The 19,402-nt window shown below is 37.7% G+C and carries 22 protein-coding genes and 1 pseudogene; 17 read left to right on the forward strand and 6 right to left on the reverse strand.

From position 1 onward, the window contains the following. On the forward strand, window positions 1-444 hold a 444-nt coding region (locus GGQ84_RS03425), incomplete at its 5' end, for a tyrosine-type recombinase/integrase (protein WP_429159191.1). 75 nt (window positions 445-519) lie between these two features. On the opposite strand, the pseudogene GGQ84_RS03430 reads toward GGQ84_RS03425, so the two are convergent. Beyond that, window positions 520-702, reverse strand: a pseudogene (locus GGQ84_RS03430) (IS481 family transposase); the annotation flags it as partial. 842 nt (window positions 703-1,544) lie between these two features. On the opposite strand from GGQ84_RS03430, the gene GGQ84_RS03435 reads away from it, so the two are divergent. The 9 genes from GGQ84_RS03435 to GGQ84_RS03475 all read left to right on the forward strand — a co-directional run bounded on the left by GGQ84_RS03435 (window position 1,545) and on the right by GGQ84_RS03475 (window position 9,006). Further along, a complete protein-coding gene (locus tag GGQ84_RS03435; RefSeq protein WP_429159193.1) occupies window positions 1,545-2,084 on the forward strand; it encodes a TetR/AcrR family transcriptional regulator in 540 nt (179 codons plus the stop codon). Between the two features lie 247 nt (window positions 2,085-2,331). Continuing rightward, window positions 2,332-3,195, forward strand: a complete 864-nt coding sequence (locus GGQ84_RS03440) for a beta-keto acid cleavage family enzyme (RefSeq protein WP_429159450.1) — start codon at window positions 2,332-2,334, stop codon at window positions 3,193-3,195. Window positions 3,196-3,204: 9 nt separating this feature from the next. Beyond that, on the forward strand, window positions 3,205-4,137 hold the full coding sequence (locus tag GGQ84_RS03445) for a 3-hydroxyacyl-CoA dehydrogenase NAD-binding domain-containing protein (protein ID WP_429159196.1): 933 nt from the start codon (window positions 3,205-3,207) through the stop codon (window positions 4,135-4,137). 15 nt (window positions 4,138-4,152) lie between these two features. Then, window positions 4,153-4,629, forward strand: coding sequence for a thioesterase family protein (locus GGQ84_RS03450; protein WP_429159199.1), 477 nt, complete (start codon window positions 4,153-4,155; stop codon window positions 4,627-4,629). Between the two features lie 28 nt (window positions 4,630-4,657). Beyond that, window positions 4,658-5,779 carry a betaine/proline/choline family ABC transporter ATP-binding protein gene (locus tag GGQ84_RS03455; protein ID WP_429159201.1) on the forward strand — a complete coding sequence of 374 codons (1,122 nt, stop codon included), beginning with the start codon at window positions 4,658-4,660 and terminating at the stop codon, window positions 5,777-5,779. Continuing rightward, window positions 5,776-6,417, forward strand: a complete 642-nt coding sequence (locus tag GGQ84_RS03460) for an ABC transporter permease (protein ID WP_429159204.1) — start codon at window positions 5,776-5,778, stop codon at window positions 6,415-6,417. The genes GGQ84_RS03455 and GGQ84_RS03460 overlap by 4 nt, the downstream gene beginning before the upstream one ends. A 4-nt stretch (window positions 6,418-6,421) precedes the next feature. Further along, on the forward strand, window positions 6,422-7,009 hold the full coding sequence (locus tag GGQ84_RS03465; protein WP_429159206.1) for an ABC transporter permease: 588 nt from the start codon (window positions 6,422-6,424) through the stop codon (window positions 7,007-7,009). A gap of 35 nt (window positions 7,010-7,044) precedes the next feature. Continuing rightward, window positions 7,045-7,956, forward strand: coding sequence for a glycine betaine ABC transporter substrate-binding protein (locus tag GGQ84_RS03470; protein WP_429159208.1), 912 nt, complete (start codon window positions 7,045-7,047; stop codon window positions 7,954-7,956). Window positions 7,957-8,043: 87 nt separating this feature from the next. Further along, window positions 8,044-9,006, forward strand: a complete 963-nt coding sequence (locus GGQ84_RS03475) for an alpha/beta hydrolase fold domain-containing protein (protein WP_429159211.1) — start codon at window positions 8,044-8,046, stop codon at window positions 9,004-9,006. Between the two features lie 63 nt (window positions 9,007-9,069). On the opposite strand, the gene GGQ84_RS03480 is transcribed toward GGQ84_RS03475, so the two are convergent. From GGQ84_RS03480 to GGQ84_RS03495, 4 genes are all read right to left on the reverse strand, one after another. Next, on the reverse strand, window positions 9,070-9,243 hold the full coding sequence (locus GGQ84_RS03480; RefSeq protein WP_429159214.1) for a hypothetical protein: 174 nt from the start codon (window positions 9,241-9,243) through the stop codon (window positions 9,070-9,072). After that, window positions 9,212-9,412: a DUF2442 domain-containing protein gene (locus tag GGQ84_RS03485; protein WP_429159453.1), complete on the reverse strand. Its 201-nt coding sequence runs from the start codon at window positions 9,410-9,412 to the stop codon at window positions 9,212-9,214. Before GGQ84_RS03485 ends, GGQ84_RS03480 begins: the two co-directional genes overlap by 32 nt. Window positions 9,413-9,655: 243 nt before the next feature. Continuing rightward, complete coding sequence (locus GGQ84_RS03490) at window positions 9,656-10,273, reverse strand: LexA family protein (RefSeq protein ID WP_429159216.1); 618 nt, start codon at window positions 10,271-10,273, stop codon at window positions 9,656-9,658. A gap of 56 nt (window positions 10,274-10,329) precedes the next feature. Then, window positions 10,330-10,524 carry a helix-turn-helix domain-containing protein gene (locus GGQ84_RS03495; protein ID WP_429159219.1) on the reverse strand — a complete coding sequence of 65 codons (195 nt, stop codon included), beginning with the start codon at window positions 10,522-10,524 and terminating at the stop codon, window positions 10,330-10,332. A 340-nt stretch (window positions 10,525-10,864) separates the two neighbouring features. On the opposite strand from GGQ84_RS03495, the gene GGQ84_RS03500 reads away from it, so the two are divergent. The 3 genes from GGQ84_RS03500 (at window position 10,865) to dprA (ending at window position 14,280) form a co-directional block, all read left to right on the forward strand. Beyond that, entirely contained in the window at window positions 10,865-11,380 is a 516-nt protein-coding gene (locus tag GGQ84_RS03500) for a helix-turn-helix domain-containing protein (protein WP_429159222.1), read from the forward strand. 252 nt (window positions 11,381-11,632) lie between these two features. Beyond that, the gene (locus tag GGQ84_RS03505) at window positions 11,633-13,168 is read left to right on the forward strand and encodes a YifB family Mg chelatase-like AAA ATPase (protein ID WP_429159224.1); all 1,536 of its coding nucleotides are present in this window, start codon (window positions 11,633-11,635) and stop codon (window positions 13,166-13,168) included. A gap of 8 nt (window positions 13,169-13,176) precedes the next feature. Continuing rightward, complete coding sequence (dprA, locus tag GGQ84_RS03510; protein ID WP_429159226.1) at window positions 13,177-14,280, forward strand: DNA-processing protein DprA; 1,104 nt, start codon at window positions 13,177-13,179, stop codon at window positions 14,278-14,280. Here the strand turns inward: dprA and GGQ84_RS03515 are convergent. After that, complete coding sequence (locus GGQ84_RS03515) at window positions 14,221-14,850, reverse strand: cyclodeaminase/cyclohydrolase family protein (RefSeq protein WP_429159229.1); 630 nt, start codon at window positions 14,848-14,850, stop codon at window positions 14,221-14,223. The genes dprA and GGQ84_RS03515 overlap by 60 nt on opposite strands. A gap of 361 nt (window positions 14,851-15,211) precedes the next feature. Between GGQ84_RS03515 and GGQ84_RS03520 the strand changes: the two genes are divergently transcribed. The 4 genes from GGQ84_RS03520 (at window position 15,212) to GGQ84_RS03535 (ending at window position 19,307) form a co-directional block, all read left to right on the forward strand. After that, window positions 15,212-16,336, forward strand: coding sequence for a hypothetical protein (locus GGQ84_RS03520; RefSeq protein ID WP_429159230.1), 1,125 nt, complete (start codon window positions 15,212-15,214; stop codon window positions 16,334-16,336). A 324-nt stretch (window positions 16,337-16,660) separates the two neighbouring features. Further along, on the forward strand, window positions 16,661-17,080 hold the full coding sequence (locus GGQ84_RS03525) for a CHASE3 domain-containing protein (RefSeq protein WP_429159232.1): 420 nt from the start codon (window positions 16,661-16,663) through the stop codon (window positions 17,078-17,080). 51 nt (window positions 17,081-17,131) lie between these two features. Further along, on the forward strand, window positions 17,132-18,343 hold the full coding sequence (locus GGQ84_RS03530) for a methyl-accepting chemotaxis protein (protein ID WP_429159235.1): 1,212 nt from the start codon (window positions 17,132-17,134) through the stop codon (window positions 18,341-18,343). A gap of 433 nt (window positions 18,344-18,776) precedes the next feature. Beyond that, window positions 18,777-19,307 (forward strand): YehS family protein, encoded by a 531-nt coding sequence (locus tag GGQ84_RS03535; RefSeq protein WP_429159238.1) that lies wholly within the window; start codon window positions 18,777-18,779, stop codon window positions 19,305-19,307. The last annotated feature ends 95 nt before the right edge of the window (window positions 19,308-19,402 follow it).

A 19,402-nucleotide genomic window follows, 5' to 3' on the forward strand; every position in this document is an offset into this window, starting at 1 on the left:
CCACTGCTTAGCAACACAGTTAAAATCATTAGGGATTATATCGTCAGTCATGGTCTAGACAAAGAACAATGTTTAAATGATTGGCTATTTAAGAATCATATGAAAGAACCATTCAAACGCCAGGGTATCAACTACATCATAAAAAAATATGCTGATTTGGCCAGGAGCAAGAATCCTGATTTGATACCAGCAGATTTCAGTCCGCACAATCTTAGGCATACTGCTGCCATGGAGCTTGTTGATTCCAATGTGGATCTGATCTACATCAGAGATCTTCTAGGGCATGTAAGCATTAAGACCACTGAGGTTTATGCCCGAACTGGCTCAGCCAAAAAAAGAGAGGCAATCGAAGATGCAAGTAAAGAAATCGTCCCAAAAGAGGATGCGCAATGGGAAAACAATACCCAGTTGAAAGACTGGTTGAAAAATTTTAACCGCAGATGATTATGTAAAGAAATCTTGCCCTCGCTTCCGTTGTGTACTGAAAGAGGCAGCTTTTCTTTACATAACGGAAGTATTAACATAACCTTTGTTTGCTGGATCATAAGGCTTCGTATGAGCTAGAGTAATACCTAAAGAAGCGCATGCTAAATGCAACTGATCTGAACGATAAACCTTTCCGTTGTCAAGGTATAACAACTTAGGGATGCCTCTTCTTAAAAGAGCTTCACTAAAAACAGTGCGTATAGAGCTGAATTTTTCCCATCTTTGCGATAAGCCCTTACCCGCATTTCTAACAGTTTTATGGCCTTTTTGTATATTCCCATCAAAGACAATAGGACCAGATAAATAACGAAAGTATGATACATGTCGTGGAATATTCCTAAAAAACCGTCTGGCATAGAACTCTATTAGCTGTCGGTAAAAAGGGGATCTACCCTTTTTCTTCTGAAAAAATTACTCTAAGCACCGTAGAATTACTTCAAGGGAATACTGATAGTAGGGCAATAGAAGAGATGGTATCGGAAAACTCTGGGTAATCATTACTCTGACCATTTCGGTAATATTCTTTAACAGGACCAATTAAATTGATGATTGACAGACTATCCGAATTAAAGCCTGTGGAGAATGCGATGTAGTAAAGTCGATCTGAGAAGCAGGAAACTCTAGTAGCAATACTAGAAGCCCGTTACTTTAGTGATGGGAGGTTCACAGCATTGTCATGCTTGCTCTAGCATATGAGAAGTTTGCGTCATATTGTAATTCTCAAGTGCTTGATCATATATCAGAAAAGATACAGTAGCTCTAATAGAGGCAGGCAAAGGGGCAGGGAGTTGTCTGAAAAGTAAATCTTTGGTACAATCCTTCTGAGGTGAAGATAAATGCCAAGACGAGAGTGGGGAGAACCGCTAAAAGCTTGGTATAACGTATGTGTTTTAGAAAAAAGACGCCTATAATTAAAGTTAGCCCATGGGAAGATAAAAAAATAAGTGCATAATTAAAGGACATTCACCTTGAGGGATGCTCTTTTCAAATTGTGTTGCAAAAAAACCGTCTGTGTAGTACATTAAATTCGAATGAAAAAATAAAATAGGAGGTTCAAAATGAGCCGAGTGTCTAGAAAGATCGATATTTTAAATGCGGCATCAAAAGTTGTTAGTGAAAAAGGAATTTTTAATTTAACTTTAGAAGCGGTTGCAAAAGAAGCAGGGCTAAGCAAAGGTGGGTTACTGTATCATTATCCTTCAAAAATTGCTCTTGTGGAGGGGATGGTGGAACATCTTACCACGAGCTATGATACAAAAATTTCAGAACAAGCTAAGGCTGAAAGTGGCGATAAAGGAAGATGGCTTAGAGCATATGTAGATGTAACATTTAATAAAGCATATGAAAATAAAGATATGAATTATGGATTGATGGCCGCGAAAGCAGTGGATGAGGAGTTGTTAGATCCCATCCGCAATTTATATATAAAATGGCAAGAGCATATTGAAAATGAAGGCGTAGATCCTATTGAAGCGACAATTATTCGATTGGCAACGGACGGCATTTGGCTAGCTGAAATTTTTGATTTATATAATATAGATGATGAAACGAAGAATGAGATTTATCAGCGACTGATTGAATGGATTGAAGAAGAATAAATGATAATAAGTACACATAACAGTGAGTGTTCGTAAGGGTATCTTCCTACGGGCACTATTTTTTTGTCTAGAAAGAAACAGTACAAATAATCAAAAATATGGGAAACACTCTTGAAATTTTACCGTCCGGATGGTATAGTTTTAAATAACTTCGAAAAACATGAAAATATATGAAAACAAACATAAGCATTTTACGAAAAGAATAATCAATAAAAGGAGTGATTCAGTGCCAACGGAAACGAAAGTAATGTTGACAGCGGCAATAACAGGTGCGGGTGATACAAAACAAAAGAATCAACATGTGCCGGTTACCCCGAAAGAAATTGCTGACGCAGCTATTGAATCAGCGAAAGCAGGCGCAACGGTTGCACATATTCATGCAAGAGATCCAGAAACAGGACAAGCAAGCTTTCAACTAAAATACTATAGAGAAATCGTTGAACGAATAAGAGAGTCTGATACGGATGTGGTTATTAATATCACCTCGGGTGGTGGTGGAGATTTTATTCCAAATGCAAACAATCCTTCTTCAGGAGGAGAAGGAACTTTCATTCAGACTCCGAAGGAGCGCCATGAAGTTATTGGTGAATTATTGCCGGAAATGTGCACATTAGATTGTGGCAGTTTAAATTTTGGGAATATGATTTACATGAGCCCGACTGATTGGTTAAGAGAGCAAGCTGGACTTGTTAAAGAAAGCGGTGTGCGTCCAGAACTCGAGTGTTTTGATACGGGACACATTCATTTTGCCAATCAGTTGATTAATGAAGGACTCATTGATGGGGATCCAATGTTTCAATTATGTTTAGGGATACCCTGGGGAGCAAGCGCAGATCAAAAGACTATTGATTATATGGCAAGTCTCCTTCCTGGAAATAGTTATTGGTCCGCTTTTAGCATCGGACGAAACCAATTTGATACTTTAGAAAAAGCAGCCATAGCCGGAGGAAATGTTCGAGTGGGATTAGAAGATAACCTGTACTTAGAAAAAGGTGTACTCGCACGAAACGAGCAGCTTGTAGAAAAAGCGGTAAACATATTAGAAAAACACAATATTGGTATATTAACACCGAAAGAAGCCAGAGTAAAATACGATTTAAAGAAACGATAGGAGGAAACAATGACAAAAGATATAAAAAAAATAGCAGTAATAGGAACAGGGGTTATCGGAAATGGATGGATTTCTCGTTTCTTAGCCCATGGATATGAAGTAACGGCATTTGATCTTGACCCGAATGCTTACGAAAAAACGAAAGTAGCGGTAGATAGTGCATGGCCGTATCTCGAAAAAATGGAATTAGCACAAGGTGCGAATCCAAGAAAAATACGTTTCGAAGATTCTATTGAAAAAACTGTAAAAGAAGCAGATTATATTCAAGAAAATGTACCAGAACAAACGGAGTTAAAAAAGAAAATTTTAAGTGAAATAGATAAACATGCTAAAAAAACAGCTATCATCGGATCGAGCACCTCGGGTATTAAGCCTTCTGTTTTACAAGAAAAGTTGAAAAATCCACAGCGATTTATTGTAGCACATCCATTTAACCCTGTTTATCTTCTTCCTTTGGTTGAAATTGTCGGAGGAAGTAGCACAAGCAAAGATACAATCGATGCATCAAGCAAATTTTTTAAAGATATCTCTATGAAACCATTGATTGTAAAAAAAGAAATTGAGGGTCATATTGCAGATCGATTAATGGAAGCACTATGGCGAGAAGCCTTACATTTGGTCAACGATGGTGTAGCAACCACTGAAGAAATAGATGACGCAATTACTTATGGAGCGGGATTAAGATGGGCACAAATGGGACCGTTTCTAACCTTTCATTTAGCAGGTGGAGATCAAGGTATGAGGCACATGTTAAGACAATTTGGGCCGGCGTTAAAGCTACCTTGGACAAAACTTGAAGCCCCGGAGTTAACCGAAGAGTTAAAAGAAAAAATAATCACTGGTTGTGAAGAAAATGCAGGGGATGCTACGATTAAAGATTTAGAAAACAAACGAGATCATTTTTTAGTAAACGTACAAAATCTAATTTCTCAATATAATTAAGAAAGTGGGAAAAAAATGAAAAGTGAAGGTTTCAACAAAAAATTTAGTGTAATTGAAGATTGGATTGACTATAATGGACATATGAACGACTCTGCTTACGGTGTGGTTTTTAGCTTATTTGTAGATAACCTTATGGACAAAATTGGGCTAGACGAAAAAAACAGAGAAGTTCATCAATATACGCTTTATACGTTAGAGACGCATTTATGTTACTTAAAAGAAGCGTATCATAAAGAAGATCTGACTGTGACCTTTCGCATCCTAGATTATGACAGTAAAAGGATCCACTGTTTTTTACAAATGAAAAACAAGGAAGGTGATGTGTTGGCAACAAGTGAACAAATGTTGATGGGAATGGATCAGCAAACGGGGAAATCGGGCACATTTCCAGATCTAGTAGCTGAAAATATTGCAGAAATGTACAATGAACAAAAAGAAGAAACAATCCCTGAGCAAGTTGGAAGGGTTATCGGTATTCGAAGAAAAAATTAACTAAAGAAAAAGTCGGGAGAGAAGAATTGTGATTGTATATGAAAATGTAACGAAGCGATACGGGGATGTCACTGTCGTCGACAATTTAGACTTGACAATCGAAGAAGGAGAATTTGTCGTATTCATCGGCCCGTCGGGGTGCGGAAAAACGACGAGTTTGAAAATGATTAATCGATTGATCGAAATGAATGAAGGCAGTATTTACATCGAAGGAAATAACGTGAAAGATGTAGATGCAGTAGAATTACGTCGGAAAATCGGTTACGTTATTCAGCAAATTGGATTATTCCCGAACATGACAATCGAAGAAAACATTTCAATTGTTCCTAAGTTGCGTAAATGGAGCCAAGAAAAATGTACAAAACGAGTAAAAGAATTACTTGAAATGGTAGGTATGCCATATGAAGAGAATGCAAAAAAATATCCGAATGAGCTAAGTGGTGGTCAACAGCAACGTGTGGGAGTACTGCGAGCATTAGCAGCAGAGCCGCCAATTATTCTTATGGATGAACCTTTTGGCGCGCTAGACCCTGTAACAAGAGATAATCTTCAAGACGAATTAAAATCTCTTCAAAAGAAACTTAAGAAAACCATTGTGTTTGTTACGCATGATATGGATGAAGCAGTGAAAATGGCAGACAAAATTGTCTTTATGTATAATGGGAAAGTTCTGCAAATTGCTTCTCCGGAAGAGATGTTAAGAAACCCTGCAGATTCGGTTATTGAAAACTTTCTTGGAAGATTGTCTTATTCGTTCTCAGGTGAAGACTTAACATGTCAAGATGTAATGAGAACAAAGGTACTGAAGGTGCCGGAAACGAAAAAAACCCTTGAAAGTCTTACACTAATGAAAAATCGTCAATTAAATTCTGTTGTGGTGATCGATGAAAACGATAAATTCAAAGGAATTGTAGGAATAAAAAAAATAAGAGAAGAAGGCTACGCTGGTCAAGAAATTGGAAGCATAGCGGATGAAACCGTACCAACCGTATCAATCAATACCAGTGCTAAAGAAAGCTTTGATTTGTTAACGGAGCATAATAGAGATTTTATTGTAGTCCTAAATCGAAATAAAACAGTAGCAGGGATTGTTACGGAAAGTAGTATTGCAAACGCTTTAGCAAGCGTATACTGGGGTGAGGCTAAATGAATAATTTCTTTCAACTGGTGAGCCGGTATTCAGATCATCTGATCGACGCTGTTATAACGCACTTAAAATATGTTCTTGTATCTGTATCCATTGGATTTGTCATAGCGCTGTTTCTTGCGATTGTGTTGTCGAGAATTCCTAGAATTTCAAAATATGCTGTTCCAATTTTAGGAATTTTTCAAACCATCCCAGGGCTTGTATTTATCGGTGTGTTATTTATTTATACGGGAATGAAGCCGATCACTGTGATTATCGCACTTTCAATTTATGCAATTTTCCCAATTTTAAAAAATACCTATACCGGTATAGTGAATGTAGATTCTCAGCTCATCGAAGCAGCCAAAGGCTGTGGTATGAGTAATATGCAAATTTTGTTTAAGGTAGAGTTGCCGTTAGCAATAAATTCTATTTTTGCAGGACTTCGTATGGCAACCATCTACACGGTTAGTTGGGCAGTGTTAGCAGCAATGATCGGGTTGGGTGGCCTAGGTGAATTTGTATATCGAGGGATTGACACGAATAATCAAGATTTAATTATAATGGGTGCGATTCCATCGGCAATGTTAGCCGTATTACTTGGTTTTTTAATTGACTTTATCCAGAAGTTGACTGTACCTCGAGGAATGAAAGGGGATTAATGCAATGGATTTTAAATATGTATGGGAACATTTATACCTGGTGAGTGCAGCAATTGTGTTCACGGTGATTGTCGGATTATTCCTCGGGATTGTTGCATATATGATTAAACCACTACGAACGCCGATTTTATGGATTGCAGATTTACTTCAAACCGTACCGGTATTAGCGCTGTTGGGAATTATTATGATTTTCTTCGGAGCTTCTAGTACAACCGTTATTATAGGGATTGTTTTGTATTCTCTCTTACCGGTTGTGCGAAATACTTATGTTGGCTTAACAAATATCGACCCAGGGATTAAAGAATCAGCGAGAGGGATGGGAATGACAAGGATCCAACGACTGATTAAGGTAGAGTTCCCATTATCCTTTCCGATTATCTTCACTGGAGTTCGTATTTCACTGGTTACATCTATTGGAATTGCGGTCTTTGGAGCATTCGTCGGTGGTGGTGGATTAGGTGCAACAATCAATAGAGCCATTTTACTCCAGGATATGAACACATTAATCCAAGTCACAGTTACATTAATGGTGATGGCTGTTGGGTTTGATATATTAATGGGATATATAGAAAAAAGATTAAAGGCTCGATAAATCGGGCAAAAATAAGAAGGAAAGAGGTATTGATTATGAAAAAAATCACAGCACTTTTGGTGTTACTTCTTGCAATATTTGCAATTGCAGGTTGTGGGAGCGATGACGGAGAAGAAATTGTTTTAGCAGAAGGTCAGTTTTCCGAAGTTGATATTATGATGCACATGGCAGGGATTTTGATTGAAGAAAACACGGACTTGTCAGTAGTATATCATGATGCCATGGCAACCGTTCCAGGTTATAATGCGTTGCAAGATGGAGACATTGATATTAAACTAGGATATGATGGAACACTTTTAACGACTATTTTAGGCTATGACCCAAGTGACGTTCCTCAAGATGAAGAGCTATTCGATTTTGCAAAAAGAAAAGGCGAGGAAGATCTAGGTGTTACATTAACGGAAAAATTTGGTTTTGAAAATACGTACGCATTAGCGATTAAAGAAGATTTTGCGGAAGCAGAAGGAATTGAAACCATTAGTGACATTGTGCCTTATACTTCGGATTTGATTTTTGGTGCAGAGCATGAGTTTTTTGAAGAAGAGGGAACCATGCGTTTTAATCCGTTTAACGAATATTACGGGATCGAATGGAAAGATGCACGCTCCATTGATATCGGATTAAAATACTCAGCTATGGACAATGAAAATATTGATGTAACTATGGTATATTCAACAGATGGATTAAATCGTGTTTCAGATCTTAGAGTATTAGAAGATGATCAGAATTTCTTTCCAGAATACTTTGCATCTCATTCAATGAGAGATACGCTGTTTGAAGAGTATGCGGACTCGGCGCCAAACTTAGAAGAAGTTTTATTAATGCTAGAAGGACAAATCAGTAATGAAGACATGATTGAAATGAATTACCTAGCAGATGCTGAAGGTGAAGATCCACACGAAATTGCAATGGACTTCTTAATTGAGCGAGGTTTAATCGAGCAGTAGAACAATCAGAAATAGTTATATAATAAGTGGCGTTCTCCACGGGGAACGTTCTTATTATATCTAATTCACTTAAAGGAGAATAGAATAATGGAAAAAAACAAACTAGATTCACTTAAGCGAATGACGCCTTCCATGAGAAAAATTGTAGACTTTGAAGCGAAAGAGGCAAAACGAATTCTTGATAAATTAGGAGAAGATGCGAATGAAAAAAGGATATACGAAGAATTAAGACTTTTTTGGAATCAAGAAGCCCCAGATGTGAAAGAAGAAAAAGAAATATTTCTTTCGGGCTCAGTAGGAGAGTTTAGAGTCAAGTTGTTTTATCCTGAAAAAAAAGCACAAGGAAACTACGAATGTATTATCTTTATTCATGGTGGAGGATTTACGGTTGGGAGCATTGAAAGCCACGAGGGGATAGTAAAAAGACTAGCAAATGAAACCGGCGCAATGGTTGCTTCAGTAGATTATCACTTAGCGCCAACATATAAGTATCCTGTACAATTAAATGAATGTGTTCAAGTTCTAGAACATTTATACGAAAATGCAGAAGCTTATCAGATAGATCAAAATCAACTGTCTGTTGCGGGAGACTCTGCAGGTGCCAACCTTAGTCTTGCAGTAGCTCTAAAAATGCGGGATGAGAACCGTAAAGTACAATTAAAATCGATGTTGCTTTATTATGGCAGTTTCGGATTAAAAGATTCAAGATCAATGCACTTATATGGAGGCTATTGGGACGGATTGAAATTTGAAGATTTAGCCTATTACAAAAAAATATATGCGGAAGAAGCATTTTTAGAAGATAAGTATCGTAATTTGCTAAACTCAGATCTTACCTATGGATTGTCACCGGCTTACATTATGGCTTGTGATTTAGATCCTTTGCAAGATGACAGTATTTTGCTTAAAGAGATCTTTGACGAGCATGGAATAAAAAATACATTCGAGATGTATGAAGGTGTGATCCATGGTTTTCTTCATTACAGTAGCCAACTAGAGGAAGCATATGCATCTATAAAAAGCTCGGCCAAATTTTATAATGAATTATAGAGGCAAGGGAGACCCCGGAGGCCCCGTGCCTGACACCAACTTATCCACCCTCAAAGGCTGACTTTAACTGGACAAGCTCACCTCCTTTTGGACATGAAAAAACAGCAGCGAATCATTTCTACTGTTCACTGCTGCCTGAATCAATGTCTCAATTGCTTCTCTTCCAAAGTCGCTTTCAGATCCTTTCATCAGGGAGTGTGCTTCATCATTGTATTGCATACTCTTTACTTTTTTCATATAAAATCTCGGGATCAATATCAGCTTGATTACTCCATTCAATACTATCAAAACTTACTCTAACCGATTTAAATTTAGTCTCATCTTTTAATTCTTTAAATATACCTTTATCTAAATAAGGCTTCATATCAAAGATCCTTTTTTCGCCATTTTCAAAGGTTAAAAGTATGACCCTGTGCCTGACACCAACTTATCATGTTGTTGATAAGTCTGTGGACAAGCTGTATATACTTATGTGGACATAGTGTGGATATCTGTTAATGTAACAAAAATAACTTAGTATGTCGGATGACGAAATATCAAAGGTGACAAAACTAAATGTTTCAGTAATTAAAGATTTGAGAAATAAAAATAAATATTAATTATGCTGATATATTCCTTGCGAATAAACATAGGGGATTTTTCATAACTATCACCTCACATTAGAAATAAAATACATGGCCTTTCCTAAAATTTTAACTGCACACATATCTTCTTTACTAAAAATAAAGTCTTGATAATGGGGGTTTTCTGACCGTAATATGATTGAATCATTTAACTTATAAAACCTTTTAAATGTTGCTTCCTCTCCATTTATGATTACAGCCCCGATTTCGCCATTCTCTAAATCCAATTGTCTTCGGATGCAAACGATATCCCCATCCAATATTCGGGCCCCAATCATGCTGTCCCCCTTAATCCGCAAACAAAAATCCACATTAACATGTTCTGGTACATACTCATAGCGTTCAATGTACTCTTCAGCTAGGATAGCTTCTCCAACTGCTATAGAGCCAAGGACAGGCACTTGTTTGCAACTATAGTAAACCTCCGCTAAAGATTGGTTCTCATTAGCTCGTCGCTCAAGTTCGTCTATAGAAAGGCCTAAGCCTTTGCAAACCTTAATTACATTATCAATAGATGCTTTGCCTACCCCTCTTGTTAGCATGGATTGTAATGTAGTGGGAGGAATACCTACTTTTTCTGCAAAGGCTCTCTTGCTATAACCTGCTTTTGCAATCATTTCTGTTATTATTTCTGCCTTTTTCACTATGATCACTCCTTTTTAAACGAAGTAGATAGACCTCGTGCCTGACACCAACTTATCTAGGTGCTAAATTCATCTGGTGACATATCTATGTACTTATATATCGTGTTTCTTGAAATCCCGGTATGCCGTGCTATTTGCGAGACATTTAATCCTAAGTGCTTTAACTCCTGTATTCTTAAATACATATTCCACCTTTTCGACTTCTTCAGACTTCCCCTCTCCTTATGCTGAACTTTTTCCAGTCCAATCATATCGAAAAGGGATTCTTAGGTAAATACTGTTCATTCTTATTTGTTGAAAACTGTATTCTGTCAAGTTGTACCGTATCTTATCATGAAAATATTCAAAAGAGACTGAGTCATAAAAATTTTGAATAAAGTCTCTTAATACTTGATATTTTGACCATCTAACTGGATAATCAAAAATAAGATTTAATGGTATTATTGTACAGGAGGACTTTATCATGTATAATCACCTCAGTCCGTCAAATCATTTTATCAATTTCGGTTATATCACCATCTCCTCTGTTAAGAAGGATGGTAATCTTCTCAGAATAAAAATAACACATTGTTAACAAATGGTCAATAGGGAATGTTTTGTTCGACTACTGTTAACAATAGAGACGAAAGAATTTATAGAGGTGATAATCAAATGGAGATTTTTGGAGATAGGCTAAGACAATTACGAACTTCTAAAAAATTAACCCAAGAGAAATTTATTAACGACTTCAACAATAAATTTAACTATAATCTAACTAAGTCGGCAGTTTCCCAGTATGAAAATAAAAAAAGACTTCCTGACCTAAACATTATACTCAATATTGCCAACTATTTTGATGTTTCGACTGACTATTTGTTTGGCAGAAACGACAGCGGATTACAGGTTTTAGATAATGATGAAGTTAGAGAGAAAAAACTCAATTACCCAAATTATAATAATCAAGTATTAAATATTGACTCTTACCTGACGGAAGTACAAAGGAAAATTTGCACTACTGACGTTAAGGTTATCTCTGGTAAAACTGCCACAAAGAGACAGATTGACATAATCAATAATTGTATAGAAATAGGGTTAAAGTTGGCAAAAAAAGAAATTGGAAGAGAATAAGGGCTTAAGAAACAGGCGATGCCTGACACCAACGTATCAAAATGAGATTAGTTCTAAGATTGATATAAACTATAAGGCCTATCAGGGTCTTTTTTTTACAAATAAACATAAAACTGTTGATAAGTCTGTTGATAAGCTGTATATACTCATGTGGACAGAATATTTTTTCAACAAATTCAGAGGAATTTCCACACTTTTGTTAAATATAGTAAATAAAGATAAATATTAGAGTAAACCAATGGGGGTATAAAAATGGCTTCAGTGGTCAATAGCTTTTCCATATCGGGTATAGATGGATATATGGTTGAGGTGGAAACCGACACTATTTATGGCCAGCCCATGGTGTCAATTGTAGGGCTAGGGGATATGGCTGTGAAAGAAGCGCGTGAGCGACTGCAGGCATCTCTCAATTCTACAAGCTATGATTTCCCTGAAATGAAGATTGTCATTAATCTAGCACCTAGCGATATTAAGAAGAGCGGATCGCACTTCGATTTAGCCATGGCCATTGGGCTTTTGCTACAGACTAAGCAGTTAAAGGTTGATAATATTCACAACTATGGTTTTATCGGGGAGCTATCCTTAAACGCCAAACTGCGGCCCTGTACAGGAGTACTGCCGATGGCAATAGCCGCTAAAAAAGCAGGGGTAAAAAGGCTCATAGTTCCACAACAAAACCTAAAGGAAGCATCCCTTGTCAAGGGAATAGGGGTTTACGGTTTTAGCACACTTCAGCAGGTAGTAGCATTCTTAACTGGAGAAAAGCCTTACACACCGCTTCTTTTTGATACAGAGGCATCTGTCGAACCTGGAGACCTACTTGATTTTTCTGAAGTGCAGGGACAAGATGCCCTAATAGAGTACATTTTAATTGCAGCAGCAGGTGGCCATAATATTTTAATGATAGGAGCTCCTGGATGTGGTAAGTCCATGATTGCCAAGCGAATCCCCACTATTCTCCCCAGTATGACCGAAGAAGAAGCCCTGGAAGTAACTAAAATATACAGTGTGGCAGGAGCGCTAAAAGACAGGGGTAGTCTGATTATCAACCGCCCCTTTCGCGCACCGCATCACAATGCCTCCACAAACTCCCTCATTGGTGGAGGAAATACGGCAACCCCGGGAGAAATATCTCTAGCCCATAACGGCGTTCTGTTTTTAGATGAAATAGCTGAATTTGATAAAAAATCCTTAGATGCCCTGCGACAGCCAATGGAGGATGAGGCTGTAACTATCTCTCGGGTTAAACTGACCAATACATATCCATGCAATTTTATGTTAGTTGCAGCTATGAACCCATGTCCCTGCGGCTATTATGGTAATGATAAGTGCCGCTGTAGTGATTACGAAGTGTTAAAATATCGTCAAAAAGTATCCGGTCCAATTATAGATAGAATTGACATACAAAAATATGTGCAACCAGTGGACTTTATGGAATTATCCAGGTATGAAAAGGGAAGAAGCTCCCATGAGCTAAGGGAGCGGGTAGAAATGGCGCGAAATATTCAACAAAAAAGGTATGCCCATATAAAAAAGGTAAACTGTAATGCACAAATGACCCCACCTCTGATTAAAGAGTACTGTCTCTTAGAGCCAGAAGGAGAGCGTTTGTTGCGGTTAGCCTATGACAAATTTAAGTACAGCGCTAGAACCTTCCATAAGTTCTTAAAAGTAGCGCGCACCTTTGCCGATATGGACGGTGCTGACAGTATTCGCAAAGCAGATGTTGCTGCAGCATTGATGTCTAGGGACTTAGACAAAGAGTATATTGATCTATTAGTGATATAGGTGATTATATGGATGTGTATTGGATTTGGTTAAGTGAAATTAAAGGAATAGGCCCAGGTACTGCGAAAAGAATGTTAGATGTATTTAAGAATCCAGAGAACATATACCAGGCTAGCAAAGTCGAGCTAGAAGAAGTTCCAGGAATAGGGAGAGGCTTGTCTGAGGTAATTGCCACTAGTCGCTCGTTGGATCATGCAGAGCGCATTCTAGAGCAAACGAAAAGGTTAAACATAAAAGTATTGAAAATAACTGACCCTCTTTATCCAGAGGAGATTAAAGACATACCTGAATCCCCAACGCTCCTCTACTACCGGGGAAACCTAAGAGAATATAGTATGGGAGTAGGAATTGTGGGTTCTAGGCGCTGCAGTAACTATGGAAAAGAAGTAACCAAAGAAGCGGCTATTTTTTTAGCGAAAAACAATATTCCGGTAATTAGTGGTATGGCTAAGGGAGTTGACGGCTATGCTCATACTGCCTGCATAAAAGCTGGGGGATATACCATAACCTTTTTAGGAAATGGATTAGATATTTGTTACCCCAAGGAACATGGGGAGCTCATGGAGAAAATTATAGCTACAGGTGCAGTAATATCCCAGTATCCACCGAAAACACCTGCTAAAAGAGAGCATTTTCCCAAGAGAAACTTTTTAATAAGCCTTTGGTCAAAAAAGCTATTAGTTGCAGAAGCAGGTCAAAAAAGTGGTGCCCTTATTACAGCTAAATACTCTCAGGACCTACAGCGTCAGGTCTTTGCTGCGCCAAATAGCATTTATCAACAGGAGGGAATAGGAACAAATAGGCTAATAGCTGATGGCGCCTCTATCTACATTGACCCCTCACAATTACTAATTGAAGCGCCGTCAATCACTAATGCCTGTGCCTTACAGCAACAAGGGTCAACTTCTTATCCAACATCCCAACAAGCACCCACCTCATTAGAGCAAAAAATCCTGACTACACTGAAGCATGAAACCTGCAATATGGATCAGCTTTTTTCTATGCTACCAGAAGATAGAAAGACAATTATAGAAGCTATATCAATTATGGAGCTAGAGGGCAAAGTGAAGATTTTGCCCAGCGGAATCATTGTCCCTCTGTTTTCGGGTTAGTTTCTTTAGTTCAGAGCAATTGTGATAGTTTTGGTATATAGAAGCTAGTACACTTTCTTTATATTGAACATCATGCAATAGGTGAACATTAGCTTCTACCCCTTGTTTTGCGGATCTAGCTGCTGCTTCAGCTAGGTAAGCACTTACCCCTAAGTCTCCCAAGACTTTTATGTAACAAATGCTTACTATTTGTTCGATATGAGTCATGATAGAATTACAGTTTTCTGCAATAGATACTAGTGTATCTGTTGCATTTTTCATAGCTAGTTCAAATTCACTAGGGGAAGTATCCTTTAGTTTTTCCGATTGAATTACTTTAGCATAAGCCTTCATATCTTCTGTTGCAAGAACTAGGCAATCCTTGCGAATAGCTTTTATACTTTTCATGGATGACTTTAAGCTTTCTTTTTTTGTATCTTTCTTTAGAGTTACCTCACAGGACATTTCTAGAAGGGCAGCTGCCATAGCCCCAGTTATTGCTGCAGCACTATCAGAAGCTGGGCCAGGAAATTTGGCTTCAGCTAATTTATCAAGGAGCTCATTAACTGTTAGATTGTCAAGGGAATACAATGGAACATCTCCTTTCAAAATGAAAAATCCCTTACACACATTAACTTGCCTTATGTTATACTGAAAACGTACCCAAAATAGCAGTTTTAAGAAGGGGAGACCTGTATTGAATAAATTTTGCAACAAGTTATTTATTTTCAGTATTTCCTCGTTTATTATCCTTCACTTTGCTGCACAGATAATTCATCAAGATATTTTCCTTTACTCAATTTCTTTATTTGGAATGCTAACTTTGATGTCAGCGGTTATTTTAATAAATAAAAGAGAGCTAGCGCTTCCTATTGTTATGTGGGGTATCTCTTTAACATTATTGCTTGTTACTTCGTCTAGTCCTTTGTTGATTTGGGAAGGTTTACGCGAGATGCGATATATACTTGCGTTAACTACACTAGTTCCTCTAATATCCTGGATTGCACGGTACAAAAACTATATTCATGCTATTTTGCATATGGGAAAAAAACAGGTGCGCACTAACAATCATGCTTATTTGGTTTTATCTTTTGGTACCCATATAGTATCTTCTTTTATGCATATAGCTGGTATGGCCTTCATTTATCACTTGTTCTCCAAAGAGAAACCTTCTGTTATGAGCTTAAAAGGATGGGAGTTTACCATACATACTGCATTGGCCCGAGGATTTGCGTTAACTGTTCTTTGGAGTCCGATGCATCCAGCTTTCGCTTATGGTATTTTTGGGACCCAAGCACCTCTTTTTGCTACAATAGGAAAGGGCTTAATTTTAGCCTTTGTGGGCATGGGAGTGGGAGCCCTTGTGTATATGTGGCAATTTGGCAGGGGTGAGTCGCTTTCTAGTTGGAGTCTCCCTATCTCCTTAGCAGAGAATGGGCCTCCAGATTCTCGCTTAGTCACTGAAATTTTTGTTTGGCTGGGGATTATTTTAGCTTCTATTTTTGCTTTGTATAGTATATATGGTGAGATATTGGTAATTGTCCCTATTGTTATCCTTATAGTTACTTTTATTTATTTTTTGTGGAACCGGGATTTACAACAATATAAGAAGCTATGGGCAAGATTTATAACTGATGAACTCCCTCATAAGAAAAAGGAAACTATCTTAATTATTTCTGCTGGTGTATTAGTCAGTACTCTAAAGGGCACTGGGTTTGGCCAAGTATTTTTTGATCAGTTTCTATTAGTAACTGAGTGGTTTAAGTTAGACTTCTTGGTGGGGCTGACATTGCTAGTTATCTTTTTAGGTTTTACTGGGTTGCCCCCTATTCCCGCCATGGTTCTTTTGGCTACCATTATAAATGATGTTCCTTACGGTTATTCTCCTGAATTGGTTACTCTATCTTTGCTTCTTGGTGTAGCCATAACACTCATTATTGCTCCTGTAACTATCCCTTTATTAATGATGAGTAGTTTAAATAGGTATAGTCTTTTTGATAATGGCTTTAAAGCGAATATTATCTTTGGTATAATTTTTCTCGTAGTAGGACAGATGGTAATACAATACATTTTTTAAAACAAATATGTAGATATTTGGTAGAAATACTGGTGTAATTTTGCAAAAGAAACCCCGAAATAAAGGGATCATTTTAGATAACCCTTTTGTTGTGGGGTTTTTAAGAGTAGTTGGGATATGTGCAATTATGCACAAGTGCGTTGCTATGCTGCAACAAAACTGGTTTTTCATTTTTTTACGGAGCTGAAAAGCTCAGTAGATATGGGTTTTAAGCTCTTTTTTTGGAGATCCCCTCTCTATTAGTTGGCATGTTATTTGCAATATAAATTATGTTTACAGGTGGCTACTTTAGACGCATCAGAACAAACAAAGGAGGTCTTTATATTGCCCTTATGGACGAGAATCTTGGCAGGATATTTACTATTAATTGTACTGATAGGTGGTATTTCAGGTTATGGCTACTATAATCTAATGCAACTAGAGGAGCAATCCCAACAGATGGTGCAGGATAATATGGAACAAATGCATGTGGCCAATGAACTAAAGGAGACAATCAATGGTCAACTGACCCACTTAAGAGGCTATGTCCTCTTTAGAGATGAGGCTATGAGGGATGACTACAGAAGCTCACTTTCTAATTTGCGAATTTTAACTAGAGATCTACAAGAAAATGCCGTAGATGCACAAGAGTTTCAAGTTTTTGAAACACTAGAACATCTAACAAATGCATATGTAAACGAAAGTACTACAGTAACAGTCTTATTAGATGCTAATCAAGAGGATAGAGCTCTAGAGCACATGTAATTTCAAACTGAAGCAGCTGGTGCAAGGGTAACTGACTTTATAGACCAGCATGTGGACGATACATACATAAGAATAGCTGAAGAAACTGATGCATTTAACAGAATGAAGGAAGAAAATCGAACTATAATTTTAATTGCTTTTGTTGTGGTAGTAGCTCTAGCTCTAGCCATTGGGGTTTATCTATCTTACAGTATCACTAGACCGATTAAGAGATTATCTGAGGCTGTTAATATAATCTCCCAGGGAGACCTAACCCATAAGGTAGACATAAAGGCAATAGGTGAATTAAATGAATTAGTCAGCTCCTTTAATAAGATGGTCTCAGACCTACAAAAGCTAATAGGGGAAATTGATTCCAGTGCCAACCATATGAGTAGCTCTGCGGAACAGATGAGCCAGAGCACAGAGCAAAATGCTAAGGGAACTGAAATGTTAGCCTCTTCAAGCGAGAAATTAAGTGCGGGCGCACAAGGACAAGTGCTCAAGGTTAACGAGGTTTTAGACATTACTCATCAAATTACTGCTGCTATGGAGGAGGTCGCTGCTAGCTCAAGTCAAGCTGCCCATAACGCCAATCAGACTGACCAATTTGTAAAAAGTGGTGAAGCCAAAATAGGAGAAATGATTACTCAGATGAACAGTATCGCTAAGGCTATGGAAAACTCAGTACAAAGAGTATTAGAAATGGAAAGTAGCTCTAAAAAGATCGATAATATTATCGGTGTTATTACTGCCATTGCAGAGCAGACTAATCTACTTGCTTTGAACGCTGCAATTGAGGCAGCGCGCGCTGGCGAGCACGGAAGTGGCTTTGCAGTGGTTGCAGAAGAGGTTAGGAAGCTAGCAGAGCAATCGGGAGCTTCAGCTCAGGAGATATCAAATGTAATCCAGCAGGTTCAAAGGGAAACCCAGGCTGCAGCGGAAGTTATCAAAGAGGGAAATACTAAAGCAGTCCAAGGGTCAAAGGTAGTTCAGGAAACTGGCGAAGAATTTAAAAATATTTCTAATGCCGTTTTAGAACTTAACGACCAAATCCAAGAAATCTCAAGTGCTGGTCAGCAGGTTGCGGCAAGTGGAGATAATATTGTAAGGGCCATAGAGGAAATAGATAAGGTTGCAAAAAATGTAAGCGCCGAAGCAGAAAACATGTCCGCAATCACAGAGGAGCAAGCATCCTCCATGGAGGAGATCACAACTGCTGCAGAGCACTTAGACCAACTATCAGGTAAGCTTCAAGGAGAAATACGTAGTTTTAAAATATAACAACATTATTATATTAATAAGGATAAATCTTGACCAGCTAACAACACTGTATAACACAAGGCTTTGCGCCTTGTGTTATTTTTGCACTAGAGGTGATTTTGATGCCAAGAAGAGCCAGGTAAAAAAAGTGGTGCTCTTATTACAGCTGAGGGCACTCTATTAGAGCAAAGAATCCTGACTACACTTGACCATGAGACCTGTAATATGGACCAGTTTTTTTTAATGTTGCCTGGAGATAGAAAGAAAATTATAGAAGCGATCTCAATTATGGAGCTAGAGGGAAAAGTGAAGATTGGAAACCGTCCCTCTGTGTTTTGTGTTTTCTTGTTCTTTGCAAAGGTGTATAATTAAATGATAGAATGACTAAATTAGAAATACAAATCAAATGAAGACACTGCTGTGTAGATAGGCAATGTTGTAGGAGGTTTTACAGATGAAAAATAATGATATATTAATTAGATTAAGATATGCTCTAGATATAAAAAATAGAGATATGGTTGAGATATTTAAACTTGGGGGCATTGAAGTAACAGAACAAGAAGTGCTAAAGATACTCAAAAAATCAAAGGAAAGCGACCATAATGAAGCTGAATTTGATGGTGATATAGAACAAAACGAAGAGGATATTATTCCATGCAATAATATTATGTTAGAGTCATTTTTAAATGGACTTATTGTATTTAACAGAGGTAGAAAAGATCCAAAGCCAGGGGAACCTGAAAGACCTGTACTAACTATAAAGGATAGTGGAAGTGTTAATAATGTCCTGCTAAAGAAACTGAAAGTAGCGTTATCATTAACAAGTGAGGATATGCTCGATATATTAAAAGAAGCGGGAGTCACTATAACTAAGGGAGAGCTAAGTGCTGTTTTTAGAAAAGAAGGACATAAGAACTATAAAGAGTGTGGTGACAGATACGCGAGGAATTTCTTAAAAGGGTTAGCCATGAAATATAGGAATTAAGGAGCAGGAACAGCCTTTGTTGAGGCTGTTTTTATTTGCTTGATGTGCTAAAATAAATGGTGGGAAAAGTGAAAGTTATGTTATTACTGAGGAGA

This window comes from Desulfitispora alkaliphila, assembly GCF_050433185.1.
Lineage (GTDB): Bacteria > Bacillota > Desulfitisporia > Desulfitisporales > Desulfitisporaceae > Desulfitispora > Desulfitispora alkaliphila.